This window comes from Bacillus sp. ISL-18 (assembly GCF_018613415.1).
Lineage (GTDB): Bacteria > Bacillota > Bacilli > Bacillales > Cytobacillaceae > Neobacillus.
Genome location: NZ_JAGGQG010000008.1, coordinates 63,163 through 82,404, shown reverse-complemented (window position 1 = coordinate 82,404; position 19,242 = coordinate 63,163). Strand labels below are relative to the sequence as shown.

Here is a 19,242-nt window from a genome sequence, read left to right as displayed (position 1 = left end):
CCAAAGTTGGTTCGACTTCGGACACAACCTCGCTTTCTTAGCTCCTCCTTGTCCAAACTTGGTTCGACTTCGGACACAACCTTGCTTTCTTAGCTCCTCCTTGTCCAAACTTGGTTCGACTTCGGACACAACCTCACACTCTTGGCTTTGCCTTGTCCAAACTTGGTTCGACTTCGGACACAACCTTGCTTTTTTAGCTCCTCCTTGTCCAAACTTGGTTCGACTTCGGACACAACCTTACTTTTTTGGCTTTGCCTTGTCCAAAGTTGGTTTGACTTCGGACACAACCTTACTCTTTTGGCTTTGCCTTGTCCGAAGTGGATTCGAGAACTTTCTGGAGTCAGGAATAATTAAACTGATTTCGGGGTTTATAACGGACCATAAAAAAAGCCTACTGTTGTCATTCGATAGCATGACTACAGTAGGCTTTTGCTGCTTATAGGTATTAACCTCTAAAAAAGGCGGAACAAAACAACTGCCCTTTTGCAGTCACCTGTTCCAATGGTATATTCATGCAAAAAGAGCATTCCTTTAACGAGTCTATTCATTAATAATTTTTAAAGCCGTATTTAATGCGTCAATAACCCTGTCACACCAATGATCAAATTCCTCATCCGGTGTTTGTAGTTCAGGGTGGGCTACAATGTACTCAACTGTTTGCTTAATCCCTTTGTCAAATCGGGTCGTCGCCACAAAATCAGGAACCAGTCTTTTCAGTTTCGTATTATCGAAAACGACGGAATTGGCCTTATCTCCCAATAATCCACCTCGGTAATCCTCTTTGCTGCATGCATCTAAAAATTCCGATGATACATGAATGGCATGGAGTTTTACTCCGAGTGCATCCGCAATCGCTTCGTAAATTTGATTCCAGGTAAGACTTTCATCTGAAGTGATATGAACAGACTCACCAATTGCATGGATATTGCCCATTAAGCCAATAAAGCCTTTCGCAAAATCACGATTGTGGGTCATCGTCCATAAGGATGTTCCATCACCATGAATAATCACCGGTTTATTTTCGAACATTCGTTTGGCTACCTGCCAAGAACCTTTGCTTCCATGGACACCAAGCGGAATCGAACGTTCATCATAGGTGTGACTTGGTCTGACAATCGTAATTGGAAAGCCTTCGTCTCGATAGAGTTTCAGCAAATACTCTTCGCAGGCAATCTTATTTCTCGAATATTGCCAATACGGATTGGATAATGGCGTTCCTTCCGTAATTCGATAATCTGACAAAGGAGTTTGGTAGGCAGAAGCAGAACTTATAAAGATGAATTGTTTCGTTTTCCCTTTAAATAAGCGATAATCTCTTTCCAGTTGTGCAGGTTCAAACGCTATGAAATCAGCCACAACATCAAACTCTAACTCTTCAATCAGTCTTGAAACTTGGTCTTCATCATTGATATCAGCTTGAAGTAAGTTTACCCCTTCCGGCAAGCGATCCTTTCGATTCCCCCTATTTAGAAGGTAAAGTTCAGCTCCATTTGTGACTAATTGTTTTGTAATCGCAGAACTAATGGTTCCCGTCCCACCGATAAATAACGCCTTCATTTCTCCACCCCCGTTAGGTTAAAAGCAATCCATTCTATTTAGTACGTTAGCAAGTAAGTATTCTATATTGATTTCAAAATTCCTTTTTTTCAATTCTACGCCACAGATTGAACACGCTATCATTTTATGTTATGGTTAATTGGTGGAATATTAATAGTATTCAGATTTTATTTTATTGGAGTTGTATTCAATGACAAAAAAACTATTAAAATCGCATAAAGACTTAATGAATTCACTTTTAAAAATGATGTCACAAAAGGACTATTCCACCATTACGGTTTCACAACTATGCCATGATGCCGGGTATAATCGGGGTACTTTTTATCAAAATTACTCTAGCAAGGATGACCTATTAAATGACGTGATCGATACAAAAATAATCGAAATGTTTACTGTACTTAAACCAAAACTTCGCTTCACACAACCATCCCGCCAACAACCCTCAGAGGACTTGTCCCTGCACAATTTATTTGAATTTATAAAACAAAATTATTTCTTTTTTAAGACGATGATTGAAGACCGGCATATTATCGGTTTCCGCTCCAAAATCTTTTTACATTACCAACAATATTTAGAAGATCTGTTACGTAATCCGATTGATAATCCGGATAAAGATCCAGGCATTGATAAATTTTACTATGTTTATGTAAGTTCTGCATCCCTGGGAATTATGATGTATTGGCTTAATCAAGGTTTGAAACAATCAATTGACTATTTAATTCAACAATTTTTATCCATTGTTTATAAAAGGCCGCATGAGTTAATTTATGGGGACCTTCCATTTAAGCACTTCAAATCAAAAACGCAGAAAGAATCTGATCCTAGAATTCTCCGCACAAAAAAAGCACTATCAAATTCTTTCATCCAATTAATGAAAGTCCTCAAATATAGTGATATAAAGGTTACGGATATTTTGGAACATGCTCAATATAATCGTTCGACCTTTTATTCACATTATAAAAGCAAGGATGATTTATTTTTTGATGCTGTTTCCGATTTTGTAGACGGGATGGTTCAATCCCTTCGCCAAACAAACGATGATCATTCAATGGATCCTACGATGACACAATCTCCTCTGATTCATTTATTTACCTTTATTTATGAAAACTCCACGATATTAGAAGTGATCGGCGAGAATAATAAGGTTCCCGGTTTTTATAACAAAATCTATTCAGGATTGGTCGCTTTTTTTTATGAGGAATTAGATGGTCGCTTTGATTATGATATAGGAATTTATTCGAATTATCTGGCCTCGACCTTATTAGGTGTGATTAGTTTGTGGATTTCCGAGGAATTGAGATACTCCCCACGCTATATGGCAAAATTATTTAAGCTTTCCCTCAACAACCCGCCGACAAGAAGAACCAATAAAACTTTGGTATTTTAAGAGAAGCAAGGCTAACATCCAATCAGATGTTAGCCTTTATTCCTTTAAACTTATAAAAATTTATCTTGTAGGGGAACTAGTTTTTCCTAGCTTTTCCATCACGGTTTCATATTCCTTTACCAACTTATTTAGTACTTCTGCCGCTGGTTTCTCTTCTGTTAACATGCCAACATTCTGCCCAACAAAGTAGTTAACCAGTTCAGTAGCGCCCTTTTTACCTTTTAGTGCGTCTTGTTCAATCCTTAGTTTGGCTTCGCTGATTAACAGACCGTGTATTGGCATCGGTAATGGATCTGGATTTTTAGGGTCTTCCCAAGCATCAGTCCATGCCGACTTAAGCTGTCTTGCATGTTTTCCTGTCGATGAACGGGACCTAAGCGTATCAGCAGAAGTCGCTTGAGCAAATTTTTTCTTCACGACAGGATGGGTTTCTGATTCTTCCGTCATTAACCAAACAGAACCTGTCCAAACACCCTGTGCTCCTAATGCCATGGCCGCGGCAATCTGGCGCCCATCTGCGACTCCTCCAGCCATGATAACGGGGATCGGTGCCACGGCATCCACCACTTGGGGAACAAGAACGGTATTGGCAATATCACCGGTATGCCCGCCTGCTTCATAACCCTGTGCAATCACGATATCCACTCCGGCTTCTTTTTGTTTCAATGCATGTTTCACCTGCCCGACCAGTGCGCCAATTTTAATTCCTTGGGCATGTGCTCTTTCCCTGAACTCAGCGGGGAAGATGCCAAGTGCATTAACCAATAGTTTTATTGGGTAGTTAAAAGCAACATTAGCAAGAGCGCGTGCTCCACTTAAGCTAACGGATGAGCCGGCTTTGGACGTTAACGAATCTGCTTTTTGCCGGTCTTCTATTTCAGATACCTCGTAATCTTCTAAAAGATGATTAAGGAAATCTTTATGTCCTTGCGGGATATGTTTTTGTAATGCTTCGAGTGTGAGTCCCCCCTCTTCCATGCCGACATATTTGTTTGGCAAAATCAGGTCTACGCCAAAAGATTTCCCTGGACAAGCCTCGGTTATTTTTTGCATAGCAAGATCAAACTCTTCCGGCGTCATGCCCGAAGCACCTAAAACCCCCATACCGCCTGCATTACTGACTGCAATAACCACGTCAGGACTGTGTGTAAAGGCAAATACAGGAACTTTCATACCATATTCTTCACAAATTGCGTTTTTTATCATTCTCAATCACCCCATTATTATTTTTTTAAAAAGTTCATTAACCAATCGCTTGATAGTAAACTTTTCCGTTTTGTTGCTTACTGTTTACCTTTCCAATCGACTCTAAATAGAGCAGTCTCGTAATAATGGCCATGAATTGTTCAATCTGGAATCGTTGATTTTGTTTCTTATAAATCATTTCAGAAATTTGTGCAGCAGATAATGCATCATTGCTTAAAATATCCAGCATCTGGTTTAATCGATGCTGATGCCTGGCTTGAATTTCGTCAATTCTTGCTTGTAAGTCATCAATCAAACCGCCGTGGCCTGTCAGTGCTACTTTCACCGGATACGTTTTGATCAAGTCCAGTGAGGTGAAATAGTCTTGTAACGGATTCTCCCCTTCTTCTCCCCTAAGCTCGATCATCGGTGAAATATCCGCCAAAACATGATCACTAACCATCATGATTTGTAATTCCGGGTTGTAGAAACAGAATTGATCTTTGGCATGACCGGGTGTCCAAATCGCTTCAAACGAATCGTTTCCAAATTTGATGGTTTCACCATGTTGATAAATCGAATCAGGTAAGAAATCAAACGGGGATGGGCTTGAAAGAACTGCTTTCGGTAATTTTGGCCCACCGTGTTTTAGAAACAGATCATTCAACGGGCTCCCATCCAGATACCTTTGTTTGATTCGCTCTAATTCGATGATGCTATAGTTCGAAACGATGACAGGAACCTGTAATTCCTCCTGAAACCAGCACGCCAGTCCGCAGTGATCGGGATGCGTATGTGTCAGAATCACCTTTTCAATGACAATCCCTGGTTTACGGAGCTGTTCCCAAACGTTAATCGATTCAATGGTGTCTCCCGTATCGATAACGGTATAACCATTTTCTCCCTCCAGTAGATAGGAGTTAACCGATTGTAAACTATACGGTAAGGGCAACACCACTTGGTAGATGCCTTTAACGATTTTATTTAACATTTCCAACCGGCCGAAATAACGGGATTTTTTGGCTATCTTGTTCTTCAAATAGTACTTCTACTTCTTGGCCGATAAACACTTCTTCCGGATTGTTGACAACGATCCTTGTACCGATTGTTGGCCCTTCCTCCAATTCGACCACGGCTGCTGCATAGGGAACCATGTCTTTAAATCTTGGCATCCCATCCATCCTGACAATTGAATAGGTTAGGATTTTCCCTTTGCCAGAAGCCTTTACAAACGATAAATTCCCCATATCGTTTGGACAAATCGCTCTTGGGTAAAAAACATATTCCCCACAGCGATCACATTTTTGAATGAGCAATTCCGATCGATTGGCCCCTTCGTAAAATTCCTTTGTTTCTTTGTTGATATAGTTTATGGCCATGATTATCCCCTCCTTAAGACGAGTGTACATTCATTGGAGAAGAGTCCGCCATTTGTATTGGTAACCCCAACCTCCAAATTTGGGACTTGCCGAACGCCCGCTTTCCCCATTAACTGACGAACCACTTCGACGACATTCACCATTCCCCCGGCATCTCCCGGCTGTCCTGCCGATAACTGCCCGCCGCTTGTGTTCACAGGGAAATCCCCTTTAAACGTTAAATCATGCTCCTCGATAAAACGGGCCCCTTCTCCTTTTTTACAAAAGCCCATATCCTCAATGGTTAGAAGGACCGCGATGGTATAGCAATCATAAAACCCGCATATATCGATGTTGTCTACCGTAACGCCGGCCATTTCAAAGGCAATAGAAGAAGCTTTCTTAATGGGTGTCACGACGCCATTTCTCAGCAGATCTGCATCGGATAATAAGAAGTGAGTACTATGAAAACCTGCCCCCTCGATATAAACAGGTGTGTTTGAAATCGATTTTGCCTCTTCCCCTTTGCTGACAACAAAAGCAACAGCCCCATCACAAGGAGAAACAATTTCAAAGAGATGCAATGGTGTACTAATGACGGGTGAATTCAGCACCGCTTCAATGGTTAATTCTTTGTGACCGAATAACGCATTATCGTTATGATTGGCATTATACCGTTGGTGAACGGCAATTTTTGCCCTTTGCAATTGGGTATCGCCGTACAGATGTTCATATAAATTGGTTACCATCGCATAATTGGTGGTGGCGCCGCCGCCAAAATAAAGCGAATTAAAATTGTCATTTAAATCATGCGGTTCGGCCGAATGATGTTTCAAGAAATTCAAATCCGCGCCTACGACTAGAACATTTCTTGCTGCTCCGCTTGCCACCGCTTCAGCCGCCTGTTTTAACCCATATCCGCCAGAAGCACCGTAAACAGACACCTCATCACTGTAGGTCGGTTTGATTCCTAAATAATTGGCCAACGTATTATTTAAACGGGCTGCCGTCGATAATGGACTTAATGTCACAATCCCATCGATATCGGTAATGGTTAATTCGGCATCGCGAATCGCAAGAATGGATGCTTCACTGGCTAATTCAAAAATGGTTTTACCGCTATCTTTCGTAAATGGCGTTTCCCCAAAGCCAACAATGGCTGCTTTTCCTCGGATACTCAAGTCAATCCCTCCCTACTGCCTACAAACAATTTGTATTATTCAAGTATCGTTTATCGTCCCGCCCATTCCGGCTTTCTTTTTTCAGCGAAAGCCCGAGGTCCTTCTTTACTATCTTGGGACTCCATCACTCTGCTTGTGTATTCCTGATTGATTTCCCACGCTTTTGATGGGTGATCCAGAGGCACGTCTAACCCGCGATAGACAATATCTTTACTTGCGCTGACCGCAACCGGAGCATTTACAATAATTTCATCCGCAAGTTCAATTGCTTTTTCCAATAGCTGTGCGTGAGGAACTACCCGATTGACCAATCCCCACCCGCTAGCTTCTTGTGGTGACATGGACTTGCCAGTCAAAATCAGTTCCATGGCAACTTTTAACGGTAATTGCCTTGGTAAACGAAGCAGCCCGCCGGCACCGGCGATGATTCCCCGCTTCACTTCCGGGAGGCCGAATGCAGCTTTTTCTGAAGCAACAATCAAATCACAAGCCAAGGCGATTTCCGTTCCTCCACCTAAGGCAAACCCATTTACGGCTGCAATAATCGGTTTATTGATATAGTGCTGTGCGATACCGGCAAATCCCCATTTTTCTCCGCCTTCCGGAAAAATACTTTCGCCTTTCGCTACCGCTTTTAAATCCGCCCCTGCACAAAACGCCCGGTCTCCTGCACCAGTAATAATCGCACACCACAAGTTTGAATCCTCGGCATAATCCTCCAATGCCGTTCTAATTCCTTCCCAGACTTCTGCATCGACTGCATTCATCGCCTCTGGCCGGTTAATCGTAATAATTGCGATTCTCCCTCGTTTTTCATATAAAACCTTTTCCTTCGTCATCTTGTCACACCTCTCTCGTCATTTTTACTTTTATGAGGTACCTTGTAAAAAGCGTACATGCTGAAAGAACTTAGTGTTTTACTGCTTCTTTCGCTGCTTCTGTCACGGTAATTAATCCATCCAGCGCCATTACACCTTTTCCTAGTTCACGAACAATTAATGGATTTATTTCGATTTCTGACCAGCCATCCCCCAGGCTTAAGGCCAGGTGAGAAATATCGGCTAACACGCAGGCAAGGGCCGTAACGTCATAATTTACTCCGTTTCGGAACCCGTTAAAAAGCGGATAACTTTTCAATTCCTTTACCATCTCCAGGGCATCTTTTTCGGTAATGGGCAGTAACCGTTGGGAGACATCTTTCAATACCTCTACATACACTCCGCCTAAGCCACACATGATAATCGGTCCAAAAACGGGATCACGGTTTACCCCCACAATCGTTTCAAGGAATGGTCCTTCCACAAGTTCCTCTATTAAAATGCCTTCCATTCTAGCATTTGGTGCATGATTTTTTACATTTTCTGTAATAGTATGATAGGCCCTTATCAATTCCTCTTCATTTTTAATCGGTAACACCACACCGCCAACATCGCTTTTATGGGTAATTTCCGGTGAAACGACTTTAGCCACTAACGGGAATTGTAAGGCAGCTGCTTTTTCTACGAGTTCTTCTTCGTTTTTAGCAACAGCTCCATTTGGTACTGGTATGTTTGAATCTCTTAGTAGTGATTTCACCTTCGGCTCGGTGACCGTAGTGGCCTGTAGAAGATTGAATTTCGTCTGATGATCGGAGTTTGAAGCGGTGTTGATTCGATTCCGCTCGGCATAGATTTTTTGATAGTTTACTAGATAATCTAGCCCTTTGATCGCACTTATTACATTGCTATAGGCAGGTACGTTATTTCCATTTAAAAAATGTCTAACCGGGCTTACCTCTTCTTCACTTCCTGTTGTTAGAACGAAAATGGGTTTTCCTGTTGTCTTGGAAACGTCTATCACATCCTTGGCAAAATGCAATCCACCGTTTGATTTTCCTAATGGCAGGTGGGCTATAATCGAGTCTACTTCTTCAGCTTCTGCCAAGGTTTGCAGACAATGTTTATAAATAGCAGGATTCATGACTAACGTACTGGCAATATCCACTGGATTATCGACAGGAAGATAATCAGCCACTACTTCTCTTAACCTATTTTTGGTTTGATCTGTTAAAGGAACCAATTCTTGATTGTATTCAGTCAAGTTATCCGCAATCATGATCCCGGTTGCTCCGGAAATGACGACGGTTGCCACGCGATTGCCCTTCGGAAATTTCTTGCCGTTGAAAGCTTTTAGGGCATCAATGATCTCTTCGACCGTATCCACCGAAACCAACCCGTATTTTTCCGCGACAAGTTGAAATGACTTACTTGAACCCGTTAATGAGGCTGTATGGGATAAGGCGGCTTTCTTGCCTGCTTCAGATCGTCCGGATTTATAGACGATAATCGGTTTATGCTGTTGTAATGCCCTTGCTCCAATTTCTTTTAATTGTTCCCCATTTGGTACGGCTTCCATATAAGAGGCAATTACTTCCGTCTTTTCATCCTCAAGTAAAAATTCCATCACATCCAGCGTGGTGGTGTTTAGTTGATTTCCGGTGGTAATCATATAAGCAAAGCCTAATTTTTCGTCTTCCCCTTTTGTTAAAATGGTGTGGCCTGTCGCTCCGCTTTGCGATACCAATCCCACATTCCCTTGAATCCACTTTAGCGAATCTACTTTGGAAAAGGACAAATTAATTTTCTCCGCCACATTGGTGATTCCCATTGTATTTGGCCCAATGACCCTGATGTTATTTTCTTCACAAATTTTCTTAATTTCTTCTTGTTTTTGCTTCCCTTCTTCTCCCATCTCGGCAAATCCGGCGCTAAAGATCACCGCATAGGAAACTTTTTTTTCCGCACATTCCTTTATGGCATTCTCGACAAAAGCTAAAGGAACGGCAATAATGGCAACATCTACCTCTCCAGGAACGTCAGCAACAGTAGGAAAACACGGAAAGCCCTCTAACTCCTCATACCGGGGATTAACACAATACACATTCCCTTGAAACCCCAAATCAATAAAATTACGTACGGTATTATGTCCGATCGATCCCTTTTTTTGTGAAGCCCCCACAATCACGACGGACCTCGGCCGTAATAAATACTCCATTTTATGTTCTGCCATATTCCCATCCCCTTCCCACTAGTCGTTAAATCGAATAGGTTACTTCCATTTTCGTTTTTTGTTTCTTTGCTTGATTGGAAGTTATCCATTTCATTATTTGAGTCAAGTGGTCATCTCTCGTTCCAAAGGATAGTTCGGTTGCCTTTGCACGATTCGACCATAGAAATAAATCCGATTCAGTGGCATAGCCCATGCCTCCCCATAATTGATGGGCCATGACCGTGATTGTTTTATAGGATTCACTTGCATATGCCTTTGCAATGGAAACTTCCCGGTCTGCAGCAAGACCTTCCGCAAGATTGGATACGGCTTGATATGCGGCCAATTCCGATCCATCCCGATAGGTAGCTAAATCTGCCAGGTGATGTTGAACGGCTTGGAAGCTGCCAATCGGTACCCCAAACTGTTTTCGTTGGGAAACATATTCAACTGTTCTTTGAACCACTTTTTTCATTCCGCCAACCATTTCCATCGTTTGTAAGGCAGTAGCTTTTTTAATAGCTGCTTCAAGGCCTTCCAGAGCTTGCTCCGGTTCTCCTAATACCTCATCCTGTTCCAATTCTACTTCCGTAAAAGTGACTAGACTCTGCCTGTCTTTTCCAAAAGTCGAATGTTGTTTTATTTCTACGCCATCCTTTGCTGGATTCACTAAAAAGGCGGTTAATCCTTCATTTGCCTGTTCATCTTCCGTTCGTGCAATTACAATCAAAGGATTGGCAAGATGGGCATTTTGCACAAAACTTTTCGTTCCTGTTAAGTAATAACGATCCTTCACCTTACGGGCGACCGTCTGATAACAATTGGTGTTGTGGATTGCTTGTGGCTCCATATAAGCGATCGTTGAAATGATCTTACCAAATGCAATAGCTGATAAATACTTGGCTTTTTGCTCTTCGGTTCCAATCTCTTCTATTAAAAATGAGGCCAATAAAGTACTATAATAGGTGGTTGGCAACAGGACTTTTCCTGATTCTTCATAGACAATCCCCAAGTCAAAAAGCGTCCCGCCGGCACCATTGTATTTTTCAGGAATGGCAATCGATAACCAGCCGCCATCACTTAGTTTCTTCCATAATTCTTCTGAATGGCCGCTAGAATCCGGAGTTTGTAATTTCCTTACCAAGCCGATCGGAACCTCTTTTTCAAAGAATTTCCGAACTGAACTTTGTAGCATCTGTTGTTCTTCCGTAAACGTCATATTCATCCGTCATACCTCCGTACTTATTTTCTTGGCAGCCCAAGCCCGCGTTGAGCAATGATATTTCTTTGCACCTCATTCGTGCCTCCTCCAAAGCGATGGAATGGGGCTAGTCGATACAAATGCTCTAACTCTCCTGCAAGTGGAGCTGATCCATCCTCTTTGTTTAATTGACCATACATATTGACGATCTGCATGCCATAATCAGCGACTTTTGTGTACAACTCGGTGGCAAATACCTTCATCATAGACGCTTCGGAGGATATTTCCCGTCCTGAATCTAGTAAACTTGCCCCGCGGTAGCCAAATAGTTTCGCGATTTCCAAGTCCACGTGAAGTTCCGCCAATTTATTCTTTACGTCAGGACGAGTAATGAGCAGTTGTCCATCGATAATGGTATGCTTACAAAAATTCACCAAATCATCATAAACCCGCCTTAGTTCAGCAGAGCCACCCATTAGTACCCTTTCACTATCAAGGGCACCCGTTAAAATTCTCCACCCCTGATTAACCTCTCCAATCAAATTGTTTTTTGGAACTCTTACATTTTCAAAGAACACATCATTTGTTGTATGATTTCCCCATGTTCTTTGTTTTACGAGCGTGACTCCCGGTGCATGATTTGGAATAATGATGACTGAAATCCCTTTATGTTTTGGCAGAGCAGGATCCGTTCGTACAGCTGCCCATTGATGGGTTACCTTGTGCCCTAATGTATTCCAGGTTTTTTGCCCATTGATGACCCATTCATCCCCATCTAAGACGGCGATTGTTTGAAGGCCTGCCAGGTCTGTCCCGGCATTCGGTTCTGAGTACCCAAGGGCAAAATCAGCTTCACCAGCCATGATCTTCGGGAGCCATTCCTTTTTATTCTCTTCCGTGCCAAACATAAAAATCGCCGGTGCCACAATGGAAAGTGCTGCTCCTGATGGATGGGGCGCCTTTGCATAGGCAAATTCTTCATTGAAGATAAACCTTTCAATAGCGGTAAGGCCTAATCCCCCCATTTCCTTTGGCCAATTAATGGCGGCCCAGCCTTTTTCAACTAGTCTTCTACGATACTCTCTTTCTAGGGGACCTGTTGGTTTATCTTCGTTTTCTTCGACTTCGTGAAGCAACTCTGGTGTGATGATTTCTCGTAAGAATTCTCTGATTTCCTGTTGCCAGGTTAGTTGTTCCTCTGTTAATTGAAAATGCATCGATTTACCTCCTACCGTTGTAAGCGTTTTCTGTATTCATTATATTTTTAATATTCTATCCTTTCAATGAACATAAAAGGCACTATTACTGTTTAATCAACAAGTGCTACAAAGAACGTACACTATCTTATAAATAATCACGTTTTTGCCTGATTTGTTGCCTCACGCCATGTTCGATCGTTACTAAAACAAGCCGTATCCCATAAGGAAACGGCTTGTTTTTGATAACTCATTTTATTTTTTCATAAATACCTCTACTTGTTTCGGGTGATGTTGCTACGAAATCACCACTTCCGTCCTTAAAAGAACAAAGCCTGACATAAAGTTTTCATAAATCTCGATTTTCTTACTGCGTTCATGTAATTTCCATTGACCTGACTCTCATAATCTCTTACTATTTTACTGTCTTAGATTTTTAAAATTATTACTGTATAAGGAGCATCTTTATGGAAGATAAACAGAAGAAACCTCTATCGTTATCGTCAAATTCCGTGCGTTTAGGTGTGTTATTGGCTTTGGTTGGAGGATTTCTAGATGCTTACACTTTCATTAGCCGAGATGGAGTATTTGCGAATGCTCAAACAGGAAACATGGTATTATTGGCCGTAAAAGCAGCCAACCGCGATTGGATGGGGATGTTACTCTATATTCCGCCCATTATTGCGTTTATATTAGGCGTTTTGATTTCTGAAATATTCAAGACTCCCCGTGTTAGACATTTAGTGTACAGCTATAGACGATCCATCCTCCTATTAGAATGTCTTGTGTTGATTTTTGTAGGGTTGTTACCAAGCAGTGTCTCGAACATGGTCGTAACGGTGTCGATTGCATTTGTGTCTTCCCTGCAAATTTCTACTTTTAATAAATTAGACCGGTGGGCGTATAACTCCACGATGACGACGGGAAATTTAAGGACGGCTACTCAAGCGGCTTATTTAGCGATTAAAGAACATAACCAAGAAGCTAAAAAGCAATTTCAGGAATTCTTTTTCATCATTTCATCCTTTATATTCGGTGCGTTATCCGGGACTTTTTCCACTACGTATATAGGGAATCGAGCCATCTGGATTGCCTCAGGCATTCTGGTTGTCGCGCTTATCCTTTATCATAGAGACCGAGGATTTATCCGAAAACAGGAAGCGTGTCTGAAAGAACAAATGAAACTTGCTCAAGGATAAATAACTTTTTAGGCCTGTCCACTACTTTGGACAGGCTCTTTTAGTGAGGCTTACCCTGCTTTTTCTACAAGACAGGTTTTTTCCCATTTTTCATATTCTTTCGAAGCAGTCCAGCTTAACCATGAGACTAGAATTTTTACTTCATTTGGTCCAATATACCAGTATTCCCAACGCTTCTTTTCTGAATTTTGATAAATGCCAGTTTTGTAGACATACGTCATGTGAAAACACTCCTTGTTTTAACCTTATTTTAAAAATTTTCAGAAAATTAACTATTAAAATAAGTATTCTCCACATAACCTAAAAAATCCTGCTAAAGCGCTATCAATTTAGCTGCAGCCACTTTCACCATTTGTTTAATGCATTTTTTAAGAAGGTAATGAACGTTACGACTTCGTCCGTGTCTACTTTTGTTAAGACATACGTAAAAGATGTGGGGGGAATGATGTTACTTGGTTTAATTTCGATCAATTTATTCCGATCCATTTCATCTTTAACGACAGTTGCAGGTAGATAGGAAACCCCAAGCCCTTCTTCGATAAAACGCTTGGTAACCTCTACTTGGTCAACTCTCATGGTCTTTACGGTCGGATAATGCCTCTTGATCGTATCCAGCAGATGATCCCAATAGTCTGGATGGTTATGAGTTATTAGCCTATATTTATGTAAAATGGTTTGTTCATCAAGGGTAGAAGTTTCTTTGCATTCATTTGGTGCAACTAATAGGACCGATTCTTTATGCACGATATGACTTTTTATATTGGTCTGCATGGGTAAAATTCTCGTAAGCCCTATATCTGCATTTCCAGCACTGACTTCCTCCCCTATTTCATAAGACTTGAGGACTTTAATTAAAACTTCTAAATGAGGATTTTCATCCATAAATCCCCTTAATATGGAAGGCAAGATGGAGGACGCAATTTGCGGGGCAACAGCGATGATTAACTTTCGATTATACCCTTGTTTCCAGGATTCAAATTCTTCCACACCCTGCTCATATTTTGATAGGATCTCCCTTGCATAGGATAGATACTTATGACCTGCTGGTGTAAGAATTACTTTTTTGCCTAGTCTTTCAAACAATTGAATGTTAAGAGTTTCTTCCAGCCTTTTAATATGCTTTGTTACAGCAGGTTGAGTCAGAAAAAGTTCCTCTGACGTTTGACGAAAATTCTCATACTTTGACGCAATGATAAAAGTCTTTAACCATTTAATATCCATCGTATCCCCTACCCTAATAACAATTGGTTATTAATCTCCTTGCTATTTGTTAATATAAATTATTTCACTTTTCCATTATAATCGATTTAAGGAATTCGATACATAGTATTCCACTAGATTTGGAGAGGAGACCTGTTCGGTGATTCAAACTGTTTTTACTACCCTTTTTCAAGTGATTGTTCCACTATCTATTCCCGTAACCGTCGGTGCCCTACTGGGACGTTTCAAGCAGCTTGATACGAAGCCGTTGTTGACTCTGTATTTATATTATTTAAGTCCTGCGATTATTTTGGATACCTTACTGACCGCTCATGTATCCCATCATGATATTTTTCAAACGGTTGCCTTTTCCCTGCTTAATCTTGTCCTGCTTTGGACCATTGCCAATATTTTAGGAAAAGCTTTTAAACTTTCCGCGTCTGAAACGGCTGGGCTGACATTGATTTCATCCTTAACCAACAGTGTTAATTACGGACTGCCTCTTGTCTTACTCGCTTTTGGGAAACTGGGGCTTGATAAGGCATCCGTTTATGTGATTGGTCAAATGGTCATTGTGAACACCTTAGGGGTATACTTTGCGGCCAGATCCCAATTTTCCATCAAGAATGCGATTAAATCAGTGTTTTCACTTCCTGCCATCTACGCCGCCATTCTTGCGTTCGTGCTGCGAACTTTCCATCTTTCCTTACCAGACGACATTGCAAAAGGAGTTTCGATGGTGGCAGATGCTTACTCTCCGGTTGTTCTGGCGATTTTAGGCGTACAGATGGTCAATGTGAAAATATCCAGAGATAAAGAGAAATTTGAAACCGCCTTTTGGACGGGCATGGCTGTCCGATTGTTCGTATCGCCGTTAGTTGGTCTATTTTGCATTTACCTCTTACATATCAGAGGAATCTTACAATCCGTTCTTTTTGTATTGGCTTGTATGCCTGTTGCCGTGAATGCCGTCATTTTGGCAGAAAAATTTAACGCTTCTCCTAAAATTGTCTCGAAATGCATTCTCTGGACAACGCTGATTTCATTTTTCGTTTTGCCCTTCCTTATTGTCGTGGTGAAATCTTAACCAACAGACGGTGGCTGGAGTAGTATAGGATATGGCCTATTTGGTAAACTTTACTAACTATCAAAATAAATAAAGGGGGTATCTTATGATCAATTTAAGAGACATTATTTTACTAGATTTTGCCTACTTAGAGACCTTTACAAAACGAATAGAAACATCTTGGGGTTCCATTTTTTGCAATGAAAGTCAACCAAATTATTATAACGCAAATCACGCTCATATTAGTGATTCTATTAATCATCCAACGTTAATCATCGATGAAGTTAAAAATTTTTATCAATCTAGAAAACTCATTCCCAGATTTTATATTTATAACGTAGATGCTCAACAGGAATTGGTTGACCAACTAAAAATGGATCATTTCGGTTTTGAAGAATTAATCAGTCCTGTTCAACTGTGGGATCAAAAGGTTTTGGTGAAGGAAAAACGCAAGGAAATTGATATTGAAAGGGTGACAAAAGAGAATTATTCCGAAGCATTACATATTGAATGCAGTATTACAGAATTTGGAGGCAAAGCCGTTAGGGAAAAGGCTTTTGAGGTAGAATTTAATCATCCTAGCTTTACCTATTATTTACTACGATATGAGGGAGTTGCCTGTGCTACAGCTTGTATTTTTATCCATGATCATCAGGCACGAATGGAAAGTGTTGCAACGCTGGCGGAATACAGGGGTCGAGGATTAATTGGTGAATTGATTCATTTTATTCAAACAGAAGTTGCTAAAAAAGGGCTTAAAAACCTTTGGGTGTTTCCGATTAACGAAAAAATAGAAAAAGTCTATCAAAAATATGGATTTCAGACTGTTGCAAAGCTAAGGATGGGTCACGCCTTTTTAGCAGGGAAAAGTATCAAAGAAATTCAGGGAGATTAATGATTCCATTAATAGGGAGAGCAATAAAAGAAAATAAACGAGCTTGGAATCCTTTTTCCAAGCTCGAATATATACCCCCTTGTTCTGTAAGAAAAGCAAAATGGCTAATGGCAATGGTAACTTTAGTCTTAGAATTATCATTCCAGCATTACAATATTTCGATATACCCTTCTGTTCCGTGCACACGAATTCGTTGGCCATCTTTGATCCGTTTGGTCGCATATTCTACTCCGACAACTGCCGGTAAGCCATATTCACGTGCGATGACTGCACCATGGGTCATCAGTCCACCCACTTCCGTGACTAGGCCTTTTATGGATACAAACAATGTTGTCCAGCTAGGGTCAGTAAAGCGTGTGACTAATATATCTCCTTTTTCCAAATCAGCTTCTTCCAAATTTGAGATGACTCGCGCTCGTCCCTCGATCACTCCGGAAGAAACAGGCAAACCTACAATCGCATCGGCTGGGAGATTTTCTCGGTTGTACTTACCTGTAATGATTTCACCATCCGATGTAATAACACGCGGAGTCGTCAATTTTTCATATAATGTATAATCATCTTTTCGCTTATTGATGATCTGGTAATCCAGCTTATTGGTACGTACGGCTTCGTGGAGTTCTTCCAAGGTGAGATAGTATATATCTTCTTTTTCATGAATAACACCCGCTTGCACAAGTCGTTTGGCTTCCTTCAGTAATGCCTGCTTATAAACGAAGTAGCGATGAATCATGCCGTATTTCGGATATTCACGATACCCGATGAAATTCCGGATTAGGTCAATCATTCGTTTTGTTTCTTTGGCTTTTTGTTCACCATCCGGTAATTGCTTCAAACCTTCTACTAACTCTTTTTCCTTTTCCAAAGCAACACGCAGCCCTTGCTCGAATTTCCGCTTGCCAGCATTGGGCTCAAAGTTTTTGATGTTACCAATGAGCATAGGGACAAGGATCATCGGTTTTTCGCTCCAACGTGTTCTGGTAATATCGATTTCTCCAGCACATCGCATTCCATATGTGTGGAGAAAAGCCTTAAGAGCGTCTCGGGTTTCCCTTCCACCTTCAAACTTATCCAGTTCATCCAAAAAGTTTTCATCTTTTACTTGTTGTAAATAATCGATTACTTCTGGATATGGACGAATCACATCAGCAACGTCCAAAAGGGCCAGACCCATTTCCGAAGTAATATTGTTTGGGACAGATTGCGACAGCGTGTCTGCCGCGTTTTTTTCACCTAACCACTCGTTCATTTTTTCATTGATCCAGGTTGAAGCATTGATAGCCGCCATAAATACAGCTGTACTTTGTGGATCAAATAAAATCTTCCTTAATTCTTGAATATCTTCAAAAATAAAATCAACTAAATCTGGTCCTGATTTGGTTAGGATGTTTTGTTTTAACTCTTCAATGGATAGTTCGCTACGCTTAATTAGATCAGAAACAATGGATGGATTGTTTTCGATTTGTGCCATACTATCGGTATTTCCTCTTGCAGGCCTCGGTGGTTCAATATCATTTGGTAACGATTTTATGAAATCTCCACGCTCGATGATGTTCATAATGGCATCTTTCGTGAGTGGATCGTGTTGTCCCATCGCATGTAATAAACCGTTTCTGCTGACAGATGAAGCCAGTTGAGGTGTGATATCGACAAACAGCCTGCCGCCAGCTTTACTCATAGGGGCACGTGTCGTTAACAGGAAAAAAGACAATCCCAATGGTTTGATGGGGTCTGTCATCATTTGCTGATGTCCGACAGATATAAAGACGTGGTTTTCTTGATCATTCATTTCAGGGATAGGAAAAAGAGTCGTGATTGGACGGCTCTGGACCATATAAAAGGTATCATCAACCAAACACCAATCGATATCTTGCGGACAGCCAAAATAAGCTTCAATCTGCCTTCCGATACGTGATAGTTGTAAAATTTGTTGGTCAGTAAGTGTTTGCGTCTTTTGCTGGTCAGGGGCGATCTCTTGTGTCACGGTCCCGCCTTCTTTTCGTCCATAGATAGCCAATTTTTTAGCTGCTATCCTCTTATCAACGATGGTATTCTCTTTCACTTTATAGCTATCGGCAGAGACTATGCCAGAAACCAGCGCTTCTCCAAGTCCAAAACTGGCATCGATGGATAGCAGCTTGCGGTTATTGGTAATCGGATCAGCGGTAAATAAAATCCCGGAAGCCTGTGGAAAAACCATCCTTTGCACGATAACGGATATATAAACTTGACTATGGTCAAATCCATTTTGCAATCGGTAGATGACTGCGCGGTCGGTAAAAAGAGAAGACCAACATTTTCTGATATGCTGCAAGATGGCTTCTGTTCCGATGATATTTAAATAGGTGTCTTGTTGTCCAGCAAAAGAAGCATGTGGTAAGTCTTCAGCGGTTGCACTAGAACGCACTGCATATGCATGTTCATCGCCAAACTTGGAGAGATAATCAGCGACTGCCGTGACAACATCGGAGGGAATTTCTATTTCTGTAAGGAGTTGTCGAATCTTCCTGCTGATTTCACCAATTTGATTTCGATCTTCTACTTTTAATCGTACTAGTTGATTCAACAGTGCGTCGAACGGTTCGTTTTGTTCGATGGCTTTTTGATAAGCTTTTGTCGTAATACAAAATCCTTCTGGTACGTGTATGCCGTGAATTTTTGATAATTCACCTAAATTTAACCCTTTTCCGCCAACGAGCAAAAGCTGTGATTGTTCCATTTCCTGAAAACCGAGAACCAAAGAATTCATTCTACACTCTCCTAACCATTAAGGTTCTATTGATTGTAACA

At 41.1% G+C, this 19,242-nt stretch carries 16 protein-coding genes; 4 read left to right on the top strand and 12 right to left on the bottom strand.

The genetic code is table 11. From position 1 onward, the window contains the following. Positions 1 to 540 precede the first annotated feature (540 nt). A complete protein-coding gene (locus J7E81_RS12030; protein WP_215042441.1) occupies positions 541 to 1,557 on the bottom strand; it encodes an SDR family oxidoreductase in 1,017 nt (338 codons plus the stop codon). A 190-nt stretch (positions 1,558 to 1,747) separates the two neighbouring features. On the opposite strand from J7E81_RS12030, the gene J7E81_RS12025 reads away from it, so the two are divergent. Then, positions 1,748 to 2,944, top strand: coding sequence for a TetR/AcrR family transcriptional regulator (locus J7E81_RS12025; protein WP_215042440.1), 1,197 nt, complete (start codon positions 1,748 to 1,750; stop codon positions 2,942 to 2,944). A 60-nt stretch (positions 2,945 to 3,004) separates the two neighbouring features. Here the strand turns inward: J7E81_RS12025 and J7E81_RS12020 are convergent, their stop codons facing one another. The 8 genes from J7E81_RS12020 to J7E81_RS11985 all read right to left on the bottom strand — a co-directional run bounded on the left by J7E81_RS12020 (position 3,005) and on the right by J7E81_RS11985 (position 12,113). Continuing rightward, on the bottom strand, positions 3,005 to 4,150 hold the full coding sequence (locus tag J7E81_RS12020) for an NAD(P)H-dependent flavin oxidoreductase (protein WP_215042439.1): 1,146 nt from the start codon (positions 4,148 to 4,150) through the stop codon (positions 3,005 to 3,007). Between the two features lie 37 nt (positions 4,151 to 4,187). Next, entirely contained in the window at positions 4,188 to 5,168 is a 981-nt protein-coding gene (locus J7E81_RS12015) for an MBL fold metallo-hydrolase (RefSeq protein WP_215042438.1), read from the bottom strand. Further along, positions 5,110 to 5,508: a Zn-ribbon domain-containing OB-fold protein gene (locus tag J7E81_RS12010; protein ID WP_215042437.1), complete on the bottom strand. Its 399-nt coding sequence runs from the start codon at positions 5,506 to 5,508 to the stop codon at positions 5,110 to 5,112. The genes J7E81_RS12015 and J7E81_RS12010 overlap by 59 nt, the downstream gene beginning before the upstream one ends. A 2-nt stretch (positions 5,509 to 5,510) precedes the next feature. After that, a complete protein-coding gene (locus J7E81_RS12005) occupies positions 5,511 to 6,668 on the bottom strand; it encodes a thiolase family protein (RefSeq protein WP_215042436.1) in 1,158 nt (385 codons plus the stop codon). 50 nt (positions 6,669 to 6,718) lie between these two features. Further along, entirely contained in the window at positions 6,719 to 7,507 is a 789-nt protein-coding gene (locus tag J7E81_RS12000) for a crotonase/enoyl-CoA hydratase family protein (RefSeq protein WP_215042435.1), read from the bottom strand. Positions 7,508 to 7,577: 70 nt separating this feature from the next. Further along, positions 7,578 to 9,716 (bottom strand): acetate--CoA ligase family protein, encoded by a 2,139-nt coding sequence (locus J7E81_RS11995; protein WP_215042434.1) that lies wholly within the window; start codon positions 9,714 to 9,716, stop codon positions 7,578 to 7,580. A gap of 25 nt (positions 9,717 to 9,741) precedes the next feature. Next, positions 9,742 to 10,920 carry an acyl-CoA dehydrogenase family protein gene (locus tag J7E81_RS11990; RefSeq protein WP_215042433.1) on the bottom strand — a complete coding sequence of 393 codons (1,179 nt, stop codon included), beginning with the start codon at positions 10,918 to 10,920 and terminating at the stop codon, positions 9,742 to 9,744. A gap of 17 nt (positions 10,921 to 10,937) precedes the next feature. Further along, positions 10,938 to 12,113 (bottom strand): acyl-CoA dehydrogenase family protein, encoded by a 1,176-nt coding sequence (locus tag J7E81_RS11985; RefSeq protein WP_215042432.1) that lies wholly within the window; start codon positions 12,111 to 12,113, stop codon positions 10,938 to 10,940. 446 nt (positions 12,114 to 12,559) lie between these two features. Here J7E81_RS11985 and J7E81_RS11980 point away from each other — a divergent pair, with 446 nt between their 5' ends. After that, on the top strand, positions 12,560 to 13,291 hold the full coding sequence (locus J7E81_RS11980; protein WP_215042431.1) for a YoaK family protein: 732 nt from the start codon (positions 12,560 to 12,562) through the stop codon (positions 13,289 to 13,291). A gap of 50 nt (positions 13,292 to 13,341) precedes the next feature. On the opposite strand, the gene J7E81_RS11975 is transcribed toward J7E81_RS11980, so the two are convergent. Together J7E81_RS11975 and J7E81_RS11970 are read right to left on the bottom strand one after the other, a co-directional pair. Beyond that, on the bottom strand, positions 13,342 to 13,512 hold the full coding sequence (locus tag J7E81_RS11975) for a hypothetical protein (protein ID WP_215042430.1): 171 nt from the start codon (positions 13,510 to 13,512) through the stop codon (positions 13,342 to 13,344). A gap of 124 nt (positions 13,513 to 13,636) precedes the next feature. After that, a complete protein-coding gene (locus tag J7E81_RS11970) occupies positions 13,637 to 14,512 on the bottom strand; it encodes a LysR family transcriptional regulator (RefSeq protein WP_215042429.1) in 876 nt (291 codons plus the stop codon). A 139-nt stretch (positions 14,513 to 14,651) separates the two neighbouring features. Between J7E81_RS11970 and J7E81_RS11965 the strand changes: the two genes are divergently transcribed. Together J7E81_RS11965 and J7E81_RS11960 are read left to right on the top strand one after the other, a co-directional pair. After that, the gene (locus J7E81_RS11965) at positions 14,652 to 15,578 is read left to right on the top strand and encodes an AEC family transporter (protein WP_215042428.1); all 927 of its coding nucleotides are present in this window, start codon (positions 14,652 to 14,654) and stop codon (positions 15,576 to 15,578) included. 85 nt (positions 15,579 to 15,663) lie between these two features. Next, positions 15,664 to 16,452, top strand: coding sequence for a GNAT family N-acetyltransferase (locus tag J7E81_RS11960; protein WP_215042427.1), 789 nt, complete (start codon positions 15,664 to 15,666; stop codon positions 16,450 to 16,452). Positions 16,453 to 16,600: 148 nt separating this feature from the next. Here the strand turns inward: J7E81_RS11960 and ppsA are convergent, their stop codons facing one another. Next, positions 16,601 to 19,201, bottom strand: a complete 2,601-nt coding sequence (ppsA, locus tag J7E81_RS11955; RefSeq protein WP_215042426.1) for a phosphoenolpyruvate synthase — start codon at positions 19,199 to 19,201, stop codon at positions 16,601 to 16,603. Positions 19,202 to 19,242: the final 41 nt, after the last annotated feature.

Coding starts and splice junctions, on each gene's coding strand:
- ppsA (WP_215042426.1), bottom strand. CDS start 19,201: ATGAATTCTTTGGTTCTCGGTTTTCAGGAAATGGAACAATCACAGCTT.
- J7E81_RS11995 (WP_215042434.1), bottom strand. CDS start 9,716: ATGGCAGAACATAAAATGGAGTATTTATTACGGCCGAGGTCCGTCGTG.
- J7E81_RS12020 (WP_215042439.1), bottom strand. CDS start 4,150: ATGATAAAAAACGCAATTTGTGAAGAATATGGTATGAAAGTTCCTGTA.
- J7E81_RS11985 (WP_215042432.1), bottom strand. CDS start 12,113: ATGCATTTTCAATTAACAGAGGAACAACTAACCTGGCAACAGGAAATC.
- J7E81_RS12010 (WP_215042437.1), bottom strand. CDS start 5,508: ATGGCCATAAACTATATCAACAAAGAAACAAAGGAATTTTACGAAGGG.
- J7E81_RS11980 (WP_215042431.1), top strand. CDS start 12,560: ATGGAAGATAAACAGAAGAAACCTCTATCGTTATCGTCAAATTCCGTG.
- J7E81_RS11990 (WP_215042433.1), bottom strand. CDS start 10,920: ATGAATATGACGTTTACGGAAGAACAACAGATGCTACAAAGTTCAGTT.
- J7E81_RS11960 (WP_215042427.1), top strand. CDS start 15,664: ATGATCAATTTAAGAGACATTATTTTACTAGATTTTGCCTACTTAGAG.
- J7E81_RS12030 (WP_215042441.1), bottom strand. CDS start 1,557: ATGAAGGCGTTATTTATCGGTGGGACGGGAACCATTAGTTCTGCGATT.
- J7E81_RS11975 (WP_215042430.1), bottom strand. CDS start 13,512: ATGACGTATGTCTACAAAACTGGCATTTATCAAAATTCAGAAAAGAAG.
- J7E81_RS12000 (WP_215042435.1), bottom strand. CDS start 7,507: ATGACGAAGGAAAAGGTTTTATATGAAAAACGAGGGAGAATCGCAATT.
- J7E81_RS12025 (WP_215042440.1), top strand. CDS start 1,748: ATGACAAAAAAACTATTAAAATCGCATAAAGACTTAATGAATTCACTT.
- J7E81_RS11970 (WP_215042429.1), bottom strand. CDS start 14,512: ATGGATATTAAATGGTTAAAGACTTTTATCATTGCGTCAAAGTATGAG.